Annotated in this window: 22 protein-coding genes and 4 tRNA genes; 15 read left to right on the top strand and 11 right to left on the bottom strand. The window is 56.4% G+C overall.

The window, feature by feature from the left end:
• From OHL19_RS00005 to OHL19_RS00040, 8 genes are all read right to left on the bottom strand, one after another.
• On the bottom strand, nt 1–140 hold a 140-nt coding region (locus tag OHL19_RS00005; protein WP_263356783.1), incomplete at its 3' end, for a GTP-binding protein.
• A gap of 54 nt (nt 141–194) precedes the next feature.
• Nucleotides 195–1034 (bottom strand): 2OG-Fe(II) oxygenase, encoded by an 840-nt coding sequence (locus OHL19_RS00010; protein WP_263355507.1) that lies wholly within the window; start codon nt 1032–1034, stop codon nt 195–197.
• 55 nt (nt 1035–1089) lie between these two features.
• Nucleotides 1090–1398: a hypothetical protein gene (locus OHL19_RS00015; protein WP_263355508.1), complete on the bottom strand. Its 309-nt coding sequence runs from the start codon at nt 1396–1398 to the stop codon at nt 1090–1092.
• A gap of 67 nt (nt 1399–1465) precedes the next feature.
• A tRNA-Gly gene (locus OHL19_RS00020) sits at nt 1466–1540 on the bottom strand.
• A 112-nt stretch (nt 1541–1652) separates the two neighbouring features.
• Nucleotides 1653–1728 (bottom strand) — tRNA-Thr (locus OHL19_RS00025).
• A 14-nt stretch (nt 1729–1742) separates the two neighbouring features.
• On the bottom strand, nt 1743–1988 hold the full coding sequence (locus OHL19_RS00030) for a hypothetical protein (RefSeq protein WP_263355509.1): 246 nt from the start codon (nt 1986–1988) through the stop codon (nt 1743–1745).
• Between the two features lie 21 nt (nt 1989–2009).
• Nucleotides 2010–2097, bottom strand: a tRNA-Tyr gene (locus OHL19_RS00035).
• 209 nt (nt 2098–2306) lie between these two features.
• Nucleotides 2307–2382 (bottom strand) — tRNA-Thr (locus OHL19_RS00040).
• 414 nt (nt 2383–2796) lie between these two features.
• On the opposite strand from OHL19_RS00040, the gene OHL19_RS00045 reads away from it, so the two are divergent.
• Together OHL19_RS00045 and OHL19_RS00050 are read left to right on the top strand one after the other, a co-directional pair.
• Nucleotides 2797–3597, top strand: coding sequence for a PEGA domain-containing protein (locus OHL19_RS00045; protein WP_263355511.1), 801 nt, complete (start codon nt 2797–2799; stop codon nt 3595–3597).
• A gap of 118 nt (nt 3598–3715) precedes the next feature.
• Nucleotides 3716–4708, top strand: coding sequence for a hypothetical protein (locus OHL19_RS00050; RefSeq protein WP_263355512.1), 993 nt, complete (start codon nt 3716–3718; stop codon nt 4706–4708).
• Nucleotides 4709–4797: 89 nt separating this feature from the next.
• On the opposite strand, the gene OHL19_RS00055 is transcribed toward OHL19_RS00050, so the two are convergent.
• The gene (locus tag OHL19_RS00055) at nt 4798–5799 is read right to left on the bottom strand and encodes a M23 family metallopeptidase (RefSeq protein ID WP_263355513.1); all 1002 of its coding nucleotides are present in this window, start codon (nt 5797–5799) and stop codon (nt 4798–4800) included.
• A gap of 296 nt (nt 5800–6095) precedes the next feature.
• On the opposite strand from OHL19_RS00055, the gene thiL reads away from it, so the two are divergent.
• Complete coding sequence (thiL, locus tag OHL19_RS00060) at nt 6096–7133, top strand: thiamine-phosphate kinase (RefSeq protein WP_263355514.1); 1038 nt, start codon at nt 6096–6098, stop codon at nt 7131–7133.
• Nucleotides 7134–7170: 37 nt separating this feature from the next.
• On the opposite strand, the gene OHL19_RS00065 is transcribed toward thiL, so the two are convergent.
• The gene (locus OHL19_RS00065) at nt 7171–9651 is read right to left on the bottom strand and encodes a zinc-dependent metalloprotease (RefSeq protein WP_263355515.1); all 2481 of its coding nucleotides are present in this window, start codon (nt 9649–9651) and stop codon (nt 7171–7173) included.
• 201 nt (nt 9652–9852) lie between these two features.
• Here OHL19_RS00065 and OHL19_RS00070 point away from each other — a divergent pair, with 201 nt between their 5' ends.
• The 12 genes from OHL19_RS00070 (at nt 9853) to OHL19_RS00125 (ending at nt 19811) form a co-directional block, all read left to right on the top strand.
• Nucleotides 9853–10659, top strand: coding sequence for a HEAT repeat domain-containing protein (locus OHL19_RS00070; RefSeq protein ID WP_263355516.1), 807 nt, complete (start codon nt 9853–9855; stop codon nt 10657–10659).
• 83 nt (nt 10660–10742) lie between these two features.
• Nucleotides 10743–11324: a hypothetical protein gene (locus tag OHL19_RS00075; RefSeq protein ID WP_263355517.1), complete on the top strand. Its 582-nt coding sequence runs from the start codon at nt 10743–10745 to the stop codon at nt 11322–11324.
• 89 nt (nt 11325–11413) lie between these two features.
• The gene (locus tag OHL19_RS00080; protein WP_263355519.1) at nt 11414–12439 is read left to right on the top strand and encodes an alcohol dehydrogenase; all 1026 of its coding nucleotides are present in this window, start codon (nt 11414–11416) and stop codon (nt 12437–12439) included.
• Nucleotides 12440–12539: 100 nt separating this feature from the next.
• On the top strand, nt 12540–12980 hold the full coding sequence (locus OHL19_RS00085; RefSeq protein WP_263355520.1) for an MmcQ/YjbR family DNA-binding protein: 441 nt from the start codon (nt 12540–12542) through the stop codon (nt 12978–12980).
• A gap of 126 nt (nt 12981–13106) precedes the next feature.
• On the top strand, nt 13107–13298 hold the full coding sequence (locus tag OHL19_RS00090) for a hypothetical protein (protein WP_263355521.1): 192 nt from the start codon (nt 13107–13109) through the stop codon (nt 13296–13298).
• Between the two features lie 72 nt (nt 13299–13370).
• Entirely contained in the window at nt 13371–14171 is an 801-nt protein-coding gene (locus OHL19_RS00095; RefSeq protein WP_263355522.1) for an SDR family NAD(P)-dependent oxidoreductase, read from the top strand.
• Between the two features lie 4 nt (nt 14172–14175).
• Nucleotides 14176–14985: a hypothetical protein gene (locus tag OHL19_RS00100; RefSeq protein WP_263355523.1), complete on the top strand. Its 810-nt coding sequence runs from the start codon at nt 14176–14178 to the stop codon at nt 14983–14985.
• A 227-nt stretch (nt 14986–15212) separates the two neighbouring features.
• Nucleotides 15213–16640 (top strand): putative bifunctional diguanylate cyclase/phosphodiesterase, encoded by a 1428-nt coding sequence (locus OHL19_RS00105; RefSeq protein WP_263355524.1) that lies wholly within the window; start codon nt 15213–15215, stop codon nt 16638–16640.
• 209 nt (nt 16641–16849) lie between these two features.
• Nucleotides 16850–17371: a 3-hydroxyacyl-ACP dehydratase FabZ gene (fabZ, locus tag OHL19_RS00110; RefSeq protein ID WP_263355525.1), complete on the top strand. Its 522-nt coding sequence runs from the start codon at nt 16850–16852 to the stop codon at nt 17369–17371.
• Entirely contained in the window at nt 17368–18165 is a 798-nt protein-coding gene (lpxA, locus tag OHL19_RS00115) for an acyl-ACP--UDP-N-acetylglucosamine O-acyltransferase (RefSeq protein WP_263355527.1), read from the top strand. Before fabZ ends, lpxA begins: the two co-directional genes overlap by 4 nt.
• A 2-nt stretch (nt 18166–18167) precedes the next feature.
• Nucleotides 18168–19055, top strand: coding sequence for an LpxI family protein (locus OHL19_RS00120; RefSeq protein WP_263355528.1), 888 nt, complete (start codon nt 18168–18170; stop codon nt 19053–19055).
• Nucleotides 19056–19250: 195 nt separating this feature from the next.
• Entirely contained in the window at nt 19251–19811 is a 561-nt protein-coding gene (locus OHL19_RS00125; RefSeq protein WP_263355529.1) for a peroxiredoxin, read from the top strand.
• Nucleotides 19812–20024: 213 nt separating this feature from the next.
• Here OHL19_RS00125 and OHL19_RS00130 read toward each other — a convergent pair whose 3' ends face one another.
• A complete protein-coding gene (locus OHL19_RS00130; protein WP_263355530.1) occupies nt 20025–20774 on the bottom strand; it encodes a histone H1-like repetitive region-containing protein in 750 nt (249 codons plus the stop codon).
• Nucleotides 20775–20894 lie beyond the last annotated feature (120 nt).

A 20894-nucleotide genomic window follows, 5' to 3' on the forward strand; every position in this document is an offset into this window, starting at 1 on the left:
GAACGGAACGTGTTCTTCGGGTTGTGCTTCGACAACACCTTCGTGATCGCTGCCGTCAACGTCGTCTTGCCATGATCAATGTGACCAATCGTCCCTACGTTTACGTGCGGCTTAGAACGGTCAAATTTTTCCTTCGCCATCTTGATTCCCTCTCGTTCCTCTGCTTGAGATCTTAATTTGCAATTCCGGTCAGGCTACTGATTCGTATTTTCCGACCCTTGATCCTCTGGCTTTTTGTACACATGAGGATTTTCAACAATACCCTTTTTGAAGACCTTGCGAATTCCCTGTCGAAGAGCTATGTCCCCCTGAAGCACCAGATCCCTCACCGGCTGCTCAGGTCGGCCTCGAAACGAAGTCACATGAAAATATTCGTGATCTTCAAGCGGCCTAGCCGAAAAGTAATAATTAGAGACACAACAGCGACTGCGATCGACCTTAATCTGATTGACCGAATGCCACGATTTCTCGTGCGTGGCCATCAGCACCAACCTGTTAAACCTACTCACAACTTCCCGAGGCTCACCCTTCGGACCATCATCCCAAAGCTCCAGATTACCGCCAGACTCGTGGGTCCAATCCGGGGAGACATAGTACAGCAGATTGAGAACCCGATATGCCTGGCGATTCTTGTCATGCGAGTTGTCCAGATGAGGATTTAGAAAATTATCCTTACCCATTAAGCTGATCCCGCCAGCATACAAATGCTCATCTGGTTCCATTTCCCGGATTCCAGTTATCTCTTCCACCAACTTCAACACTCCGGGTTGCTGGAAAGCGTAAACGACTTCCTCCAGCAGCGGATTGTATTGGTTCATCTGTGCTGCAACGTACTTGTACTCCCGCAAACTTTTTTTGAGCATCATCGAACTCTTATCCGGAAATGCGGCGAATATTCGATCCGCTTCCTCCTCCGGAAGAAGGCCGTCAATCGCGCAGCTCTGGACCCGATGGCTGTGAAACTCCGCCTGAAGACGATCCTTTTCTTCGGCTAACCGCCTTCCGATGATCGCGCCATACTCAATACGATTCACACTCTGCTCCAAACCAACTTCACGATTCCAAAAAATGCAGGACAGCACAAAACCATCAATAGTACGCGTAAACCTTCAAAAACCTTTGCCGCAGCTCTACTGGAATCTTCTCGATGCGAGCCAGGTACTTCTCGCGGATCAATGCCTGATCGCTCATCGGAAGAGCCTTGTACAGATCCGGACCGTCCTTGCCCAACAGGCCTTTGTCCAGAATCAACTCAAACTGGCGAACGCGCAGTTTTTTTGCTGCTACGGTCGACAGGAAAAGGTCGGCGCGATTGGTAGCACAGGCTGCGTCAATGCGCGAAGCCAACTGCTGAAATCCCTGCTCATTCTGAACCGCAAACAATGCCTGCTCGAACATCAATCTTTTCCTTACCACTTACAAAATCTGATGAGCGAATCCGGCCCTCGGGCCAGCCGCTAAACTCTGGAGCGGGAGACCGGGATCGAACCGGCGACCAACAGCTTGGAAGGCTGTGACTCTACCACTGAGTTACTCCCGCAAATACAGCTTTTAGCTTCCAGCCGTAACTCTTCACTTCACCTCGCCGGATCAAGCTACCGCTCGAAACTACCGGCTGGAAGTTGAGAGTCAGCAGCTATCCGCTGAAACTCTGGAGCTGATGACCGGGATTGAACCGGTGACCTCTCCCTTACCAAGGGAGTGCTCTACCATCTGAGCTACATCAGCCCTACTTAAACCTGCTACTTGCCGCTGCCCCGCCGGATTTTATCTGCCTCCCGGGCCATTATGGTCCGGAAAACAAATGTTCCGATGACGAACAACGGAATCCATCGCATTTCAATCTGCCGACCAAAGACGAAGGCTGTGCCCTCACCAAAGGTAAACCAGATTATCACTGCCAGGACGCCGAACATTGCCATTGCAATCAAGAATTTCCGGTCCCGCTTCTGGACCAGCCTTACTTCCGGATCCGGCTCACTCAACATCCTGTAAAACCCTCAACGTACTGGTGCACAGGGAAGGATTCGAACCTTCGTAGTCCCAAAGGACGGCAGATTTACAGTCTGCTGCCATTAACCACTCGGCCACCTGTGCCCATCTTCTAATCCACCTTGCAACCCCCATTTTTGGCGCATCCGTAGGCATCCGGAAATCTCCGGTGATGTCGGAGTAACGCCTCTGGGGGTTCACCGCGGAGGACTGGATTTACTTAACTGAGCGTTTATTTAACCTGCTCCGCAAAGCAACCCATAAAACAAAATCAACAACTTACTGCCTCAGGCGGCTCCCGCGCCGTGATTGAGTGGAGCTGGCGAAGGGATTTGAACCCCCGACCCTCTGATTACAAATCAGATGCTCTACCAGCTGAGCTACGCCAGCCCAATTCACCAAAACATCGGTGACCTGAAACCTGGGCCGGTCCTAGGACAGGGCGGACACACCCGCTCCTGCCGCTCTCACGGCACAGAAGTCAAGATTAGCACAGGGCCACGGGTGGGGCAAACTGCACGCCTGGCACGAATGAATTTTGTGGCGCAGCGGCATGGCCATAATTCGCAGAGGGTTTATTTCACGCCTCATTTCGCGCCTTATTCGCACCAGTATCGGTGCAGATTCAATGCTTTAACCCTGCTATCTGGCTCTTCAGCTTTTATCGGAGGCAATTTTAGGCGGTAGATAAAATTGCCTCCGTCTCAGATAAAACATAGAATTCGTTGACCATCCCGTTTCGCATTTTGATTGGAGCAAAACTTGAAGCTGACGAAGTCATGCTTGCCTGTGCTGGTGTCGCTTATGGCGACCTCTTTGGTTGCACAACAAACAACAGCAGTCGCTGGAGCGCCTGCAACGCAAACGGCAGTATCTGCAGGTGTAGCTCAGCCTCACACGTTGCTGGACGGCACTCCCGTTAAACTCCGGCTGAATCAGACCATCTCTTCATCCGACGCCAAGATCAACCAGGAAATTCCGTTTGACGTTGTGGAGGACATCAAGGTCGACGACACAGTTGTTTTGCCCAAGGGAGCCACGGCGATCGGAACAGTAACCGAGGTCGATCATAAGAAAAGCATGGGCAGGGCGGGCAAATTGAATATCAGCATTTCGTACGCGAGGCTTAGCGATAACGAAAAAGTGGCTCTGCGCGCGACAAAAGATACCAAGGGAGGTGGGCATGTCGGCGCGATGACGGGCGCGATCGTAGCAACCTCGATCATCTTCTTTCCTGCTGCTCCACTCTTCCTGTTTATTCACGGGAAGGACATCACGATCCCGCAGGGAACGGAGATTACGTCTTTTGTTGAAGGGGACATGCATTTGGACATGTCAAAATTTGGCGTGGCGGCTTCGCAGGCTGTTTTGGCAGCGCCGGCGGCCGTACAGCCAAGCCTCACAATTGATTCGGCTCCATCGGGAGCAGATATTCAGATCGATGGTGCGTTCGTCGGCAACACTCCTTCGACAGTGAGTGTTGGCGTAGGAAGCCATGACATTTCGGTAACAAAGAAGGGCTTCTCAGACTGGACGAAGAAGTTGAATGTAACAGGCGGCAAGATCAACCTGAATGCCGATTTAGAAGCGCTACCGACGAAGTAAGATCCTCCATGCGCGAGGCTGACCGGCGACTGCATTTCGCCTTTTGCCTGAGCCAGTATTGAGCCTTCCGGTGCAGGTAACGCCATGCGGGATGGTAGTGTAATCCTGACGGCCACTCATGCTTAAACGCACTCGTAGAACCCTCTGGATCGTGGCTGCTGTGCTGGTGATTCTGGCAGCAGCCATCTATCTGCGCTTTAAAGCTCCACCCGAAGCAGCACGCCTGCTGCCTGAGTCTGACGGCATTGTCTATGTGAATCTGCGCCCACTGCGGGCTGTGTTGCATAAGAGCCTTAAGCCGGTTGTTCGCGCGCCTGAATACCAGTCCTTTATCGACGCTACGGGCATCGACTGGGAGCGCGATCTTGAGGAAGCCGCGGTTGCTCTGCATCGAATGAGCAATCCCAATGGGTCGAACGGGCTGGTGGCTTACTCGATGGTGCTGGAGGGCAAGGTCGATGGAAAGCGTCTCGCGGCCTACCTGGCGGCGCATGCTGCGAGCACAGAAAACTACGACGGGCATACCATCTTCAGCCTGCCGAGCGAGGGGCGCACGGTCCGCGTTGTGCAGATTGGCTATGACATGATTGCCATCTCCAACGCACCGAGCACGGAGCAGATTCACTCGATCCTCGATCGGCATCGTACTGCAGCGCTTCCCTTTTCAGGGTCTACGCTGCTGGCGGAGCATTACTCCGAAATGCCGCTGCTTTCGGTTGCGTGGGGCATGGGTCAGATTGGCCTCCCTTTCAGTGAGAGCGGCAGCCTGCGTGTGCTGGGGATGGACTTGCCCCTGGCTGCGGATACGACCTTTCTTGCTTCTATTCACTGGGCTGGCTCGCTCAAGCTGCGCGTGGTTGAGATCGCACCCACGGAGGCGACGGCCATCAGCCAGACTGCGAATCTGAATCTCCTGCTCAGCGTGGCCCAGGCAGCGACTGCCGGCCTCGCCGACAATCCGGCGAATAACGGCCTGAAGGAAGTGCTGCATACCGCCCAGATCACACAACAGCACAATCGCGTGATTGCCAACGCAACACTGCCTCAGAATCTGCCGGTCGAGCTGTTGGATGGGGGCGGCTCTGAATCCGGCTCTGGCGGGCCTCGGTAGCCTCTGCCTGATGGACGCAAAAAGGCCACGCTGCATGCGTGGCCTTTTTGCGTCTGGGATTAACCCTTGATGGTTAGGATGCTTACGGGTTATTTGCCTTGAATAACCGAGGCAGAAGCTGGAGCAGAGGCTGGTAGATTGTTGGCTTCCATCTCGGCAAAGGTTGAGCGCAGGTACTTGTGCGGGTTTACCGGCACGTTGTTGATGCGAACTTCGTAGTGCAAATGCGGCCCGGTGGAACGGCCCGTCTGCCCGACGTACCCAATGATCTGGCCGCGTGCGACGTGCTGCCCTGGGATTACGATCATTCCGGAAAGATGCGCATAAACCGTGCGCACTCCGTGGCCGTGATCGACGATGACTTCGTGTCCGTAGCCGTTGACGGCCTCTGCGGAATCCACCTGACCATCTCCGGTTGCGCGTACTACGGTGCCGGTAGGAGCGGAAATATCGAGTCCGGCATGGAAAGCACCTTCTCCGTTGAAGGGATCCTGACGCTCTCCGAATGTTGAGGTTACGCGTCCCTCAACCGGCCATAAGGAGGGCGCATCCGCAACCTGCGTCCAATCGCTCAGCCCTGAGGAGGCGTCTGCGCCGAATCCACCTTCCAGCGCGCGGGAAACACGGCCTGACAGGGCCTGGGCGCGGAGGGTATAGAACTGATCCAGCGAAAGCTTGACCTGCTGCTGATTTACATCGTCAGTCGTAGCTAGCGTAGTTGGAGTAGCAGAAGACGCTGCGACTGCGGTTGAGTGCTTTCCGAGTGGCAAGTTCTGCTTGAGTCCGTAGATGGCAGTTACTTCGCTGGCTAGAGCGCCGAGAGATGCTACCTGCACATCCCGCTCGTGGGCGACCTCGGCCATCTGCTGATAGTTTTTGCGCAGGGTCTCGCGTTCCTGTCGAATCTGGTTGAAGCTCTCTGTCTTCAACAACATGCGAGTATAAGAACCGGCCAGGCCCACGATGGTAAACGCACCCACCAGAGCGGCCGCTACGAACCCATATACATATTGGACGGGAAGCGAGATCTTGCGTACGCGGCCATCTTCATCCCGGGCTACAAAAAGAATGTAATAACGCTTACGGAGCATCCACTTTCCTCAAAGCCTTCCGTGATTCCGTCTTCCAGAACGGCTTCTCGGAACAAATTTTATCCCGCTCCAGACTGAAACCGGACATGGGCGGGTACAGATCAAGCGTAACGCGATCTCGTACACTTAATTGTAGACGAATCAGCAACGAATTTCGTTCTCGCGGCATCCAATTTGACCGCCACCTGACATCAAAGCCGTTACCAGCGTTCCGATCATTGCGATCAATCGACAGTTCAGCTCACAGATAAAGCGGTGTTTCGAACCCAATATACCGCGTAAATGGTGCAATTTAAATGAGTAAGCGCAAGGATTCATCTTCACAGCCCGGCAAACCGGCGGGAGAACTCGCTCTCCTGGCTCAAATTCGCAAACGTGCTGCTGGAATTCCTCATCGGGGCGTGCGGTTGGGTATTGGCGACGACTGCGCTCTTTTGCGGCTGCGAGCCGACGAAGAGCTGGCCCTCACCACAGATCTCTCCATTGAAGGCAGGCATTTTCGCTTGAACTGGCATCCAGCGGAGTCGGTTGGACATCGCACGCTGGCCCGGGGATTGAGCGATCTGGCCGCCATGGGAGCGCGTCCGGTGGCGGCATTCCTGTCCCTCGGCTTGCCTCGCGATCTGACGCAGTCCGCGGATGGAGCGTCTTCGTGGGTGGAGCGCTTTCTCGACGGCCTGCTTGCTCTCGCCAAGGAACACGGCGTACCGCTTGCCGGAGGCGATCTGGCTGAGTCGCCCATCGCTCTTGCGGATATCGTGTTGACCGGCGCGGTACCGAAAGAGCAGGCGCTGCTGCGCTCTGGCGCCAGACCGGGCGATCGTATCTACGTCACCGGCTCGCTGGGCGGGTCAGCAGCCGAGTTTGCAGCGTTGGCGCGGGCTCCGCAGAGCTTTGCAAGTCACACTCGGGCGACGGGGGATTCACCCCATCCCCATCTCTATCCTCAGCCGCGCATCGCGCAGGGGTTGTTGCTGCGCAAACGCGGCCTGGCATCCGCAGCGATGGACATCAGCGATGGAATCTCGACCGATCTGGCCCATCTTTGCAAGGAGTCGGGTGTCGCCGCGGAAGTGGATGCCGCGGCGCTGCCGCTTGGGTCCGGAAGAACTGGCCATGGGGCAACTTTGGAGATGGCGCTGCATGGCGGCGAAGACTACGAGTTGCTCTTCACTGCGCCCGAGTCGACGAAGATTCCCGGCAGGATTGACGGTGTCGCAGTTACTGCGATTGGCCGCATACTGCCTGCGCGTAAAGGACGAGCGCGGGTCACACTGCGAACAGGAAAAAACTCCCAGCCACTTGAACCGCATGGCTGGGAGCATTTTTCCTAAGACTTAGCGTGAGATTTAACGTCAGATTCAGCGTCGTTTACGGCAGCTCGAAATCATCGTCCTCTGAGCCTATGGGTTGACCCGGCGGAGTAGCCAGCGCTGGCGGCGCGGCGAACTTCTCCGGGTCTTTGCGAAAGCGCTCGATCTCGTCAATTGCCGCTGCCCAGTGGGCATTGGAGCTTGCAGAAGCTGCGTCTTTTGCCTGGATGTGCAGCCATGCCTCAAGTACGCCGACCTGCGCCAATGCCTCGGCTCGCGCCTGCGCGGAAGCCTGCTTGTCGGCAGAGAGCTCCAGCAGGTGACTCAGGATTACGGAGTCCACAGTAAACTGCGTCTGCCCGGCCGGGCCCTCAAGGCGCGGCGATTCCCATGTGGCTTTCAATGTTTGCCCGATCACCTCATCCAGCCCTGGCGACTTCGGATTCTCCGCGTGATACTCGACCAGCCGACTGGCGCGCGCAGGTTCGAAGAGCAACGAAGCCGTCAACTCCGCCGAGGCCTCCACTGCCCCCTGGGGATCAAACGTCAGGCCGGTATGTCCTTCAAAGGATTCGCGTGTTGTTGGATATCCTGGCGGGCGTGGCGGCAGTTGCGCGAGCAGCTCGGCGGGAAGCGTCAGAGCCTGCGGATCTAGCGTTTTCAGCACGGCGCTGAGCGCTTTACGCTGCCGCTCGGGAGTGAGCTTTTCTGTGACCATGCCGCCATCGCCGCGCACGGCATAGCGATAATCGAGTCCACCGATCAGCTTGGCTGCTGCTTCTGTTTGATAGCGGTGCAGCAGGTAGAGCGGCACCAGAGTATCTTCCAACTGCGACATTGGCTCGCCGGGGCGGACTGCATCGGCGCCGAATCGCGCGAGAGCCGCTTTGCGAATCGCCAAGATCCGCTCCAGTTCGGCGGATGCATCGGGCCCGTTATCCCATAGATGTCCGTAAGGATTTGCGCTGCCCAGTGGCCGCGAGTCCTCGTCGGTGATGAAGCGCAGCCCTTCTGCTTCGTTTTGACGGAGCAGCTTATCGAGCGCTGGCGCCTCGGCGGTGCCTGGTGCAAACTCCGAGTAGCCAAAGCGGATCGCGGCCTTGTCCCATGCGCCGATGCCGACTGCGTACGCCTTGTCCAGGGTAGGTTTGCCACTCGCATCGAGCGTGATCAATGGGTGGGGATAGTCCATCACGGATGTTCCCTGCCCCAGGGAAGACGCGGCGAAATTATGTTGCAGGCCGAGCGTGTGCCCGACCTCATGCGCTGCCAGTTGTCGGGTGCGGGCCAGGACCATCTGCTCCATCTCGGGAGGAATCGGCTTGCCGTCCAGGTACGGGGCAAGCAACGCCTCGGCAATGCGATAGTCCTGCCGCGCACGCAGGCTGCCGAGCGTGACTTGCCCTTTGATAATCTCGCCGGTGCGCGGATCGGTCACGGCCGCGCCATAGCTCCATCCGCGCGATGCACGATGCACCCACTGGATCATGTTGTAGCGAATATCCATCGGGTCTGCGCCCTCGGGCAGCACCTCTACGTGAAAGGCATTCCTGAAGCCGGCCGCTTCGAAGGCTTCACTCCACCAGCGTGCGCCCTCAACCAGAGCAGAGCGAATTGGCTCGGGAGCGCCGCGGTCCACATAGTACGTAAGCGGCTTTACGGGCTCGCTCACAGCGGCATTGGGATCGCGCTTCTCCAAGCGATGGCGTACGAGCAGGCTCTGATCCATGCGCTCATTCAGAGGAACGGAGTAGTCGCGATACTGAAGGGAAAAGAAGCCGGAGCGCGGGTCGTACATGCGCGGCTTGTATTTGTCGTCCGGCAGTTCGATCAATGAGGTGTGTTCGCGCAGAGTTATGGCATGAGGATCGGGTGTCACCTCGGCGACGTATTGTCCGTGTGGCGAGCCATCGGCGGCAAAGGTCAGGATTGATTCAACCTCAGTGTTTTTGGGGAAGTTTTTGGTGTTGTCCAGCGTGATTGCGCTGCGGCTGGCATCGACGTGATAACTCCCCTGCTTTGCGTCCTGCAGACGTTCGGCGACTCCGTGAGCATCGCGTAAAAAGAAGTCGGTTGCATCCACGAGCAGGATGCCTTTGTCTTCGGCCTCGACCTTGAAACCCCATAGAACGGACTCGGCGAACGATTCCTTTACCGCGATGCGCTCCGCGGGATCTGCGGCGCTGGAGCGATAGGTCAGGTTCGGCGCGACTAGCAGAACTTTGGGCCCGACGCGGGTGAAATGAACAACGCGGCCTTCTCCCAACTGACCACGATCGAGCCCTATGTCATTCGATCCGAGCCCATACGGCAGTTGGTCGAGCAGCAGAAAATCCTTTCCGCTTTCGGGGATTTCAAGATATAGCTTGCCGCTCTTTTCATCCCAATCCAGCGGGAACAATCCGTCTTTGCGATCGAGACCGGCGATTTTCTGAGCGAGTGTTTGTGGTGCGTCTGCGGCTGGTGCGTTCACAGCAGAAGCCAGGGATAGAAAAATCATCAAGGGCGCAGCGAGCAGGCTGGCAGAGCGCTGAAACATGAAAACCTCACTCCAATTGGACTAGGTGCAGACTAGCGCATTTGACTCATGCATAAGCGCTTTTTCCCAAACGACTCTCTGCCGGGGCCGCTTGAGGATGGCGGGTAGACGGTTCGAAAATTCATAGAAAACGGGGCCGGAAAGCTATCCATGACTATCCCGAGTGTGCCTGACGGCTTATTCTTTAGGAGGACGGTGACGATGAGCACACAGGCAGAGATAGACGAGCTTTTTAAACAGACGCTCGAAGGCGATTACGACGACGAGGACGACGAAGGTGGTCCGTGGGAAGCCATCAGCGAGCTGCAGGCAATCGCCAGCCGAGAGGTTTTCGACAAGGCAGTGCAGTGGTGCCGCAACAACAAGCCCGCGAAGCGACGGCGGGGCGTGGATATTCTCGCTCAGCTTGGCAAGACGGAAGATCATCCGGATGTTGTCTTTGCAGATGAGACGTATGACGTTGTCGTGGGCGTTCTTGAGGACGAGCTGGACCTGGAGGTTATCGACTCCTGCCTGGTTGCGCTTGGCCATCTTGGCAACCCGGCGGCGGTGCCGCTCATTCTGGAACAACGGGGCAACTCCGACCCGGATGTACGTTTTGCCGTGGCCTTTGGGCTTAGCTGTTTTGCCGACCATCCGGACGCGGTTCGCGTGCTGTTGCAGCTCATGGAAGATCCCGATCCGGATATCCGCGATTGGGCTACCTTTGGCCTTGGGGTGCAGGGCAATGCCGATACACCGGAGATTCGCAAGGCCCTGATTGAGCGCCTTGACGACGGCAATCCGGACACGCGCGAAGAGGCTGTGGCTGGACTGGGCAAGCGCAAGGAACTACGCGTGCTGCCCGATCTGATTGAGCTGCTGCAGCAGGAGGAAGTTTCCTACGGCGTGGTTGAGGCTGCATGCAATCTGCTCGATCTGCCTGAGATCAATGAGGAGTGGGGCGCTGACGAATACATCGAGGCTCTCTCCGAACGCTACGCAAAAGAACTGGAACGCTATAGTTAGTCGATCTAAATGCTCCACTGCACCGCACTGTCGATGCGGTGTAGTGGAGGGTTGAGCAAAAGATTAAGCAGGGGGGCCAGGCAATGATTGCACCTATATTTGACGGCACCTTTGCACATAGCTGGACTGCCGAGATACTGCCCAATCGGCCGATGATTCTGCCCAGCCGCCACTATGTTTATCCTGGGCAGGTCGAGGAAGTGGAGCTGGGTGCGCTGGAGATTCTGGTGCAACCTGGGGCAGGCGAGCAGCCGCTGCTGGCGACTTGTGCACTTGGCTTCAAAGACCCGGCTGCGCCTTCGGGAATTTGGGCTATGCCTCATCCGGATTGGCTTTGCGCCATTTCGGGCGGCTATGCGTACCTGATCAACGTGGGCAATCCACGCGAGTTTACGATGCTTCGTTATCGTCCGGTGTTGAAGGTTTTATGTTATTTGCCGGATGACCTGCATTCGTCGCCGGGCGGTTTGCTTCTGTTTATCGGGCACCACTCCATCCTGGCCTGGGGACGCGATGGGGAAGCATGGGAATCGGATCGACTCTCCTGGGAGGGCGTTACGATCGACCGCATCGAGGAGAATATCCTTCATGGTCAGGGCTGGGATTTGATGACCGACAAGGATTTGCCTTTTGCGCTGGATCTCACCAGCGGCAGGCGTGTTTAAGGGATCGATTTTCATTCATTGAATTTTATGTATTTCGCAAATGAGCTCTGCTAGCCTCTACACCTAGGCGCCAAGGAGCGCACCTAATTATGCCTAACGTTACTGGCCGTGCTTTCCAGGTGACCGCAGCGGGCGGTCCTTTCGAACTTATTCAGCGAGTCTTTCCTGAACCGGGCCCTGGCCATGTACGCATTCGCGTACAAGCCTGTGGAGTCTGTCATAGCGATACTGTGACCAAGTTTGGCGCTTTTCCTGGAATCTCTTATCCGCGTGTGCCGGGGCATGAAGTTGCCGGTGTGATCGATGAGATCGGAGCGGACGTACCAGTCTTCAAGATCGGGCAACGGGTGGGCCTGGGCTGGCATGGTGGGCACTGCAACTATTGCAATCCCTGCCGTCGCGGCGATTTCATCCTCTGCGAGAACCAGCAGATTGCCGGCGTTTCCTACGATGGCGGATATGCAGACTACGTGATTGCTCCGGCGAACGCGTTGGCGAAGGTTCCTGACGATCTTGCGGATGTCGATGCCGCGCCGCTGATGTGCGCTGGAATTACGACATTCAACTCTCTGCGCAAGAGTGGAGCGCGCCCCGGAGATCTTGTTGCGGTATTGGGAATTGGCGGACTGGGACATCTTGGCGTGCAGTTTGCCGCTAAATCGGGTTTTCCTACGGTGGCTATCGCGCGCGGAGAAGACAAGGCTTCGCTGGCAAAGGAGCTGGGGGCGCATATCTACATCGACAGCACAACTCAGAATCCTGCGGAAGAGTTGCAGAAATTGGGTGGGGCGGTCGTGATTCTCTCGACGCTGACGGATGCGCCTTCTCTGGCTGCCGCAGTGGGTGGGCTGGCAACGAATGGCGAGCTGCTGATTGTGGGGATTCCGTTGAAGCCGTTTGAAGTTTCTGCTGTGCCGCTGGTACTGGGGCGTCGGCGTATCCAGGGATTTCCATCGGGCACGGGCATGGACTCAGAAGATACGCTCAATTTCAGCGCGCTCACGGGGGTAAGGCCGAAGATCGAGACTTATTCGCTGGATAAGGCTCCTGAGGCTTTTGACCGCATGATGAGCGGCAAAGCGCGGTTCCGCGTGGTTCTTACAACCGGGGCGTAACGTTTCGAATAAACGACTTATAACTGTCGGGCCTTCCTGCTGAATTTCTGGTGGGAAGGCCCGATCGTTTTGGATTACACTCGGCTTCGATGGATTATGAATGATGGATAACGAACGCGTCCGGGCCTTTTGCATGGGGTTGCCGCATGTCACTGAAACGGTGAACTGGGGGCATCATCTCGTCTACTGGGTGGGCGACAAGGCCATCGGCGGCAAGATGTTTGCCATGACGAATCTGGACGGAATCGGGACGGGCGTTTTGTGGTTTCATTGCGGCGGGGAGCGCTTTCATGAGTTGCTGGAAACCGAAGGGATTATTCCCGCTCCGTACCTGGCTAAAGCATATTGGGTGACTCTCGAAGGCTGGGATATGCTGCGTTCGCGTGCGATTGAGGAAGAGCTGCGACAGGCTCATGCGCTGATTTACGAGAAGCTTCCGAAGCGCGTCAAGACGGTTCTAGCGATGCCGGAGAAGGAGCGTAACAAGCTCATTCGTGAACGCAGGAAGCTGTTGGCGGATAAGGAAAAGCAGAAAAACTAGCCTCGCGTGTGGGATGTTCCGGCGGTATGGAACTGACGTTCTCGATTTCACGTACTATTTCACGTACTTCGGGATAAGGATATTGCAGAGGCGTCCTCTGAGGACATTTACGGAAAGAAGTGCGTTATGGTCAAGTTTCTTTTGTGGTGTGTCCTGCTGGTTTTTTGCTGGCCGTTGGCGTTGGTTGCGTTGATTCTGTACCCCATCGTCTGGCTTCTGCTGCTGCCCTTCCGGCTGGTTGGAATCGCGGTGGAAGGCGTGCTTGGACTGGTGAGTGGAATCATCCTGTTGCCGGGGCGGCTGCTTCGCGCGATCTGATTTTCACGCCTGGATGGCAGGAATAAGAAGATAGGTTTGCTTCCGTCTGGCTTGCTGCTATAGCGTGGGCCTATGCATGGTGTTTCCCTCGATCTCAATAACAAAGTAGCGTTGATTACAGGCGGCTCGCGAGGAATTGGCGCGGAGACGGTGCGGCTGTTTGCCGCAGCCGGAGCGCGTGTGGCTTTCAATTACCGCAGCGCACGCGAGCGGGCTGAAGCCGTGTCGGAAGCGAATGGCGGACCAGGGCGCTGCGTGGCTTTTGAGCAGGAGCTGAGCACTCCGGCGCATGGCCGGGCGCTGGTGGAGTCTACGGTTGCAGCCTTTGACCGGCTGGATATTCTGGTGGTGAATCATGGCATCTGGCCGCCTCACGATGCTCCGATTGCCGAGATGGCGGAGAGCCAATGGAGAGAGACGCTGGCGGTGAATCTGGACTCCGTTTTTGGGCTGGTGCAGGCGGCGGTGCGACAGATGCAAGGGCAGGGCAAGGCTGGGTCCGGTGCGACGGGTGCGAGGGGACACATCGTGCTGATCAGCTCCACAGCCGGGCAGCGCGGTGAGGCGAACCATGCGGATTATGCAGTGACCAAAGGGGCATTGATCAGTCTGACAAAGAGCCTGTCGAGCGAGTTGGCGCCTTCTGGAATTCTGGTGAATTGCGTGGCTCCGGGGTGGGTTGCTACGGAGATGTCGGCGGCTACGTTGAACCATCCTGAAGCTGGGCCAAAGGCGGCCTCGGGGATTCCGCTTGGCCGCGCGGCGACGGTGAATGAGATTGCGGGACCGGTGCTGTTTTTGTGTACTCCGCTGGCGGGGTTTATCAGTGGTGAGGTACTGAATGTCAATGGTGGGGCTGTGCTCGTAGGATAGGCGGGTGAGGTCGATGACAGGAATGTCCAAAGTGTCGGCTGTGCTGATTGCACTTCTGCTGGGGGCGACGGCGATCTACGCTGCGCATAAGCCTGAGGATGAAGCTGCCAAGAATGCAGGGCAGGCTCGGGCTGCCCTGGATGCCATGGTCAAGGCGCTGGGTGGCGATGCGTGGCTGCATATGCAGAACCGCGAGATGCAGGGACGCTCTGCGGCTTTCTACCAGGGCAAGCCTTCGGGTGAGACTACGGAGTACTGGGAGATTCACACCTGGCCGGATAAGGATCGCATCGAGTATACGAAGCATCGCGATGTAGTTCAGATTTATACGGGGCAGGAGGGTTGGGAGATTCTCTATAACGGCAAGAAACAGTTGCCGAAGGAACAGGTCGAGGACTATCTTCGCCGCCGTGACCACTCGATTGAGACGGTAATCAAGCAGTGGCTGAACGATCCGCAAACGATTTTGATCTATGAGGGGCAGCGGCTGGCGGAAAGACATATGGCGGAGCAGGTCACGCTGATCTCGGCTAAGAATGAAGCGGTAACTATCCAGACGGATGTGCAGACGCATCTGCCGCTGCGGCGGACCTTTCAATGGCGTGACCCGGTTTACAAGGATAAGAACGAGGACGCAGAGGAATACGACAACTATCGTCCGGTAGATGGCTTCCCTACTCCGTATAACATCACGCGGTTCAAAAACGGAGATATGGTGAACCAGCGATTTTTATTCAAGGCTATTTATAACCAGCAACTGCCTGCGGATGAGTTCGATATAGATGCTACGGCGGCAAAGATCGTGAAGAAATAAAGTAAAGTACCGAACTCGTGCCCCAGGAAGGGTGCGTTTTGCCGGTTTTCTACAACTTTAGTGACGGCAGCTACAGGTACGTGGGATGCCCAGAGTAATCAAAGCGTAGGTACTCTGAAACCATTCTGATCGTTCCAAGAGGAAATTCCCCCTTCGTTACGTGAATTCGGTTAGTTGGACATACACATTCCATAGGCATTCTCTGTGAGCGTCGAAAGGGTTGTTTCATGAAACCGGTAACACAACAGACGCTCGGAGAGGAATTTTTCTTCCAGTCGCTCGAGTATGGTTTTCACCATGATCTGATCACAAGCCTGCCGAACTACGTCTCGTTTCGAAAGTCGTTGAAGCAGATGCTGGGCAATGCGGCGGCGGCGGGGCAGGAGATCGCTGTGCTGTGGATCGACGTGCTGAACCTGCGACGTGAGTATTCCATTGGGGGCGATGAGGGAGCGGAGCGTCTGATCCGCACGGTAGCTGATTCGTTGCGTCCGTGGGTGAATGGCGGAGAGCTCATCAGCAGGTACAGCGACCAATGTTTTGTAATCGCACTTAGAAGCGACGATCGTATTGAAGCGCGGCTGAATTGGATTGTTGAAGAGGCTTCGCATCTGCATATACGCGGTTCTGAAGGGAAGCCGGAGATCGCTGCCGGAGTGGCTTTCTTTCCCGAGGATGCGAATTCGTCTGAGGATCTGATTCGTTTTGCAAGTGTGGCTGCAGTCTCTGCCGCTGGAACGCGAGGCCGCTACGCAGTGCCGTTTCAACCAGAGATGAATGTTGCCCTGCTACAGGAACGAAGCCTCGAAAAGGATCTTCGCATTGCCTTGCATGAGCATCAACTCACGCTGGTGTATCAGCCTCAGATCGATCTTAGGACCGGAGATATTTTGGGCGTGGAGGGACTGACGCGGTGGGATCATCCGACACGCGGACCTGTCTCACCGACGCAGTTTATTCCGGTTGCGGAGCGATCGAATCTCATTCATGAAATCTTTGCGCATTCTCTGCGACGCCTGCTGATCGATGCTGCGAGCTGGCGAGCTGCCGGAGTGACGATGCCTTCTGTGGCGGTGAATGCTTCGGCTGCAAACGTACGCCAGGAAGACTTTGTATCGATTGTCGAGCGGGAGCTGGCCGCGAATCCGTTGGGGCACAATACGCAGTTGGACATCGAGATGACTGAATCTCTTTTGATGGACGATGAAGACTTGTTCAGCGAACGGCTCAAGGGATTGCGAGCTATTGGAGTCAATGTATCTCTGGATGACTTTGGCACGCGTTACACGGGCTTTAACGCGCTCAAGGGACTGCCGCTGAACACGATGAAGATCGATAAGTGTTTTGTACACGGGGTGGATCGCTCTGCGCAGGCGCAGTCGCTATGCCAGACGATTGTGGTGATGGCCAGGCAGTTGAACCTGAAGACGATTGCCGAGGGGGTTGAAGATTTTGGGGAGCTTCGTGCATTGCGAGAGATCGGCTGCAATGCCGGGCAGGGTTACCTGTTTCAGAAGCCTGTTCCTTCGGATCAGCTTTTGCGGTTTGTGCATGAGTGGCCGGAGCGTAAAAAGCAGGGCAAGTTTGCATGTGAGTTTCTCGATGTGGACGTGAATCTGCAGAATGCACCCAACACTTTTTCCGGCATCGTTTAGCAACCTTCTGCAATTGAAAACCCGGCACGATTGTGTGTCCCTTCCCTACTTCTCTGTCGGCTTTCCCTTCTACTTCCCCGTCGACTTTCCTGTCGACTTCCTTATCGTGCCGTGAAGTACGGACCTGGCGCTTGCGGGCTCGATGGCAGCCGCCATTTATAATTCCCTATTGCGCCGGTGGGCGCAGTAATCTGCCATTGGAGCCGCGTATGACGCCGGAAATCAAGACTCTCGATATTGGGCAGATCATGGAGTTTTTGCCGCATCGCTACCCGTTTTTACTGATCGACCGGGTGGTTGGATTTGAGCGCTCCAAACGGATCATTGCTCTTAAAAACGTAACCATCAATGAGCCATTTTTCAACGGACATTTCCCTGGCTATCCAATCATGCCGGGAGTGCTGGTGGTGGAGGCGATGGCCCAGGCTGGCTGCATTTTGCTGCTGTCAGAAGTGGCAGACCGGGAACAAAAGCTGGTGGTGTTTACCGGCATAGAGAAGGCCAAGTTTCGCCGACCGATTACGCCGGGGGATCAACTGCGCATCGAGGTCGATGTGCTGTCGTTCCGCCCACGCGCGGGGCGCATGGAAGGCAAGGCGTACGTGGATGGCAAGCTGGCCTGCGAGGCTACGCTGACCTGCGCGGTGGTGCCACGGCAACGCAGAGCGGGGCCAGCTGAGGGCAGTTCCTCGGAGGCTGAGCCAGCCGCGGAAGCGGTGACTGCGGAGTGAGCATTCATCCAAGCGCGGTTATCGCTGCGGGGGCGGTTGTGCCGGAGTCCTGCACAGTGGGGCCTTTTTGCACCATCGGGCCGGACGTTGTGCTGGGAGAGGACTGCAATCTGATCTCGCACGTGGTGATCGATGGTCATACAGGGCTTGGCGCGCGGAACACCGTTCATGCGTTCACGTCGATTGGGGTTTCGCCCCAGGATTTGAAGTACCAGGGCGAGCCTACCGAAACGACGATCGGGGACGACAATACGATTCGCGAATGTGTCACGGTCTCGCGCGGGACGACCAAGGGCGGGGGCGTTACGACGATTGGCTCGGGATGCCTGATTATGGCTTACGTTCACATTGGGCATGACAGTCATGTGGGGAGCAATTGCATTCTGGCGAATGCGGCTACGCTGGCCGGGCATGTGATCGTCGAGGACTATGCGACCGTGGGTGCGTTCAGCCCGGTGCATCAGTTCTGCACGGTGGGCGCACATGCGTATATTGGCGGCGGAACGATTGTTACGCAGGATGTGCTGCCTTATTCGCTGACTTCATCGAGGCGCGAGAACAAGGCTTTCGGGATTAACAAGGTTGGTCTTTCGCGGCGGGGGTTTTCTCCGGAGCGGTTGCAACTGCTGCAGAAAGCCTATCGTTTGCTGCTTGCAGCGAAGCTGAATACCAGCAGCGCCCTGGAAAAGCTTAAAGAGCTGGAGCAGTTGCCGGAGATAGAAATCAGCTCGCGCGAGGATCTCGGATACCTGATTTCGTTTATCGAGCGCAGTCAGCGCGGAGTGATCAAGTAGCCGTGCCTTCTGAATTGAAGCTGGGGCTTATTGCCGGGAATGGCCGGTTTCCTTTTCTACTGCTGGATGCTGCGCGTGCCGAGGGACGGCAGGTGGTGGTCGCGGCGATCAAGGAAGAGACCGATCCGGAGATCAATGAGCGGGCTGCGCGGGATGTGGGCATTACGGTGCATTGGCTCTCGCTGGGTGAGCTGTCTAAATTGATTGAGACATTTCAGCGCGCCGGTGTTCGCCATGCGGTGATGGCCGGGCAGGTGAAGCACAAACAGATTTTTTCGAGCATTCGCCCGGACTGGCGCCTGGCGAAGCTGTTGCTGAATCTGCGAACGCGCAATACGGATGTACTGCTGGGCGCGGTGGCGAAGGTGCTGGGCGATGAAGGAATCGAGTTGATCTCTTCGACGGCCTTCCTGGAGCCGCTGCTGGCGCAGGAGGGCGTACTGACGGACCGCTCGCCGAACGAAGAAGAGCGCAAGGACATCGAATACGGGCTGACGGTTGCTACGGGGCTGGCCAGCTTCGATATCGGGCAGACGGTGGTGGTGGCCGCGCAAGCCTGTGTGGCCGTAGAGGCCATGGAAGGCACGGACGCGTCGATTGAGCGGGCGGGTGAGCTGATGCGTACCCTGAATTCCGAGGACGCGCAGGACGCTGCTTCTACGCTGCGGCGCAGCCTCACCGTGATCAAGTTGCCCAAACCCAGGCAGGATATGCGCTTTGATGTGCCAGTGATTGGGGAGCGCACGCTGGAGACGATGATCCGCGCCGGGGCGAGCTGCCTGGCGATTGAGGCGGGGCGTACACTCATCTTCGACAGGGAGTTCCTGGTTCGCAGAGCTGCAGATGCGGGGATCGCGATTGTTGCTGTTGCTCCGCGCATGACCCTATGATGTGCCGGTGACCGAAGTGCCGTGACAAAGAGCTGTGACAAAGAAATGACAATCTTAACCGCATCCTGAGACCGGGCTGTAACGTCTTCTAAGCCTGTCGACTCATATGTTCAGCACGCTGTTGTCTGGGCATGTAGTCCGGGCGCTTTCGGTCGTTATCTGTTTCACACTTCCACCCTTCGGAGGATTCAAGCCATGAAGAAATTCGCACTGCTTTCGCTTTCCGCGGCACTGTTGTTGTCTGCTGCCGTTCTACCAGCCCATGCTGGTGATGCTTTGCAAGCCGGGACTACCGCGCCGGGCTTTACGCTGCCCTCGCAGGACAATACGCCCATCAGCCTCGCTGAGTACAAGGGCAAGTGGGTCGTACTGTACTTTTACCCGAAGGATTTCACTGGCGGCTGCACACTTGAGGCGCATAACTTCCAGCGCGATCTGGACAAGTTCAAGGCCGCGAATGCGGTGGTTCTTGGCGTGAGCCTGGATACGACCGAGAGCCACAAGGGCTTTTGCACCAAGGAGAGCCTGACCTTTAAACTGCTCGCCGACCCGACGCACAAGGTTGTGGATGCTTACGGCGTGCCGGTAAAGACATTTGAAAATCCGAAGACGCATGAGCCGGTCACGATTGCTTTGCGGCAGACCTTTCTGATCGATCCTTCGGGCAAGGTAGTCAAGACATGGCCGAATGTCGACGACGATCTGAAGAACCACAGCACGAATGTACTTGCAGCTATCGAGGCGGGCGGAAAGTAACCTCTGCTGCAACTGATTCAAGAGTGGCCATGCTGCTCGCTTTCTTCGCCGGGGACGGCAAGAGGCGGACGGCATGGCCAAAATTATTGGGCGCATATTTGTACTTGCCCGTTCCCGCCAAAATAATCGCAGACGCAAAAAAGCCCGGCGATCGAGAAAATCTCGGCCGGGCCCTTTTGCTTGCCTGGTACTACATGGATTGGTTAGGGTTGCTTACTTTGCTGCTGCCTTCTTGGCAACGGCCTTCTTTGCAGGAGCCTTCTTCGCAACTGCCTTCTTCGCGGGAGCCTTCTTTGCAACGGCCTTCTTCGCCGGTGCCTTCTTGGCTACAGCCTTCTTCGCTACGGCCTTCTTTGCAACTGCCTTCTTAGCCGGAGCCTTCTTCGCAACGGCCTTTTTCGCCGGCGCCTTTACTGCCTTCTTTGCTGCTTTCTTGACTGCCAAAGTTGTACCTCTCTTCGTTGGTTTGCTGGTGCTCTTGCCGACCGCAGCTTTTTTCACTGCGACCTTGCCGCCGCTCCTGGCACCAGTACTGCTCGTCTTTGCGGCAGACTTCTTCGTGGCCTTTTTCGCCACAATCTTTTTGGCTGCGGTCTTCTTGACCGGAGCAGCCTTCTTGGCCGGAGCCTTTTTGGCAACGGCTTTCTTGGCTGGGGCTTTCTTCGCAACAGCCTTTTTAGCCGCTGCTTTTTTCGCCGGTGCTTTTGTGGCTGCGGACTTCTTTGCAGGAGCCTTTTTCGCAACTGCCTTCTTCGCCGGAGCTTTTTTCGCCGGCGCCGGAGCCGACACGAGAACGGCAATCGGCTCTTCAACCACGATCGCTTCGATGATTTCTATTACGCTGCTCTGGACGCTTTCTTCTTCTTCGTCTTCGAGTTCGATTTCCTGCGCGGGGTTTACTTCGGTTGGTGCTGCGTTGTCGTCGAAGTCACTGCTTGCGTACATCCGGATCACTTCTGCCATGCCTTTTGCCTCCAGCGTATCCACGCTGTTTAAGTTTGTGCGGGTGCTTCACGCAAGGTTTGCGCGCATTCGCCTTCGGCGCACATTGTAGCAATAGCTTGCACGGAATTTCCAGCGATG

It is taken from the genome of Acidicapsa ligni (assembly GCF_025685655.1).
GTDB lineage: Bacteria > Acidobacteriota > Terriglobia > Terriglobales > Acidobacteriaceae > Acidicapsa > Acidicapsa ligni.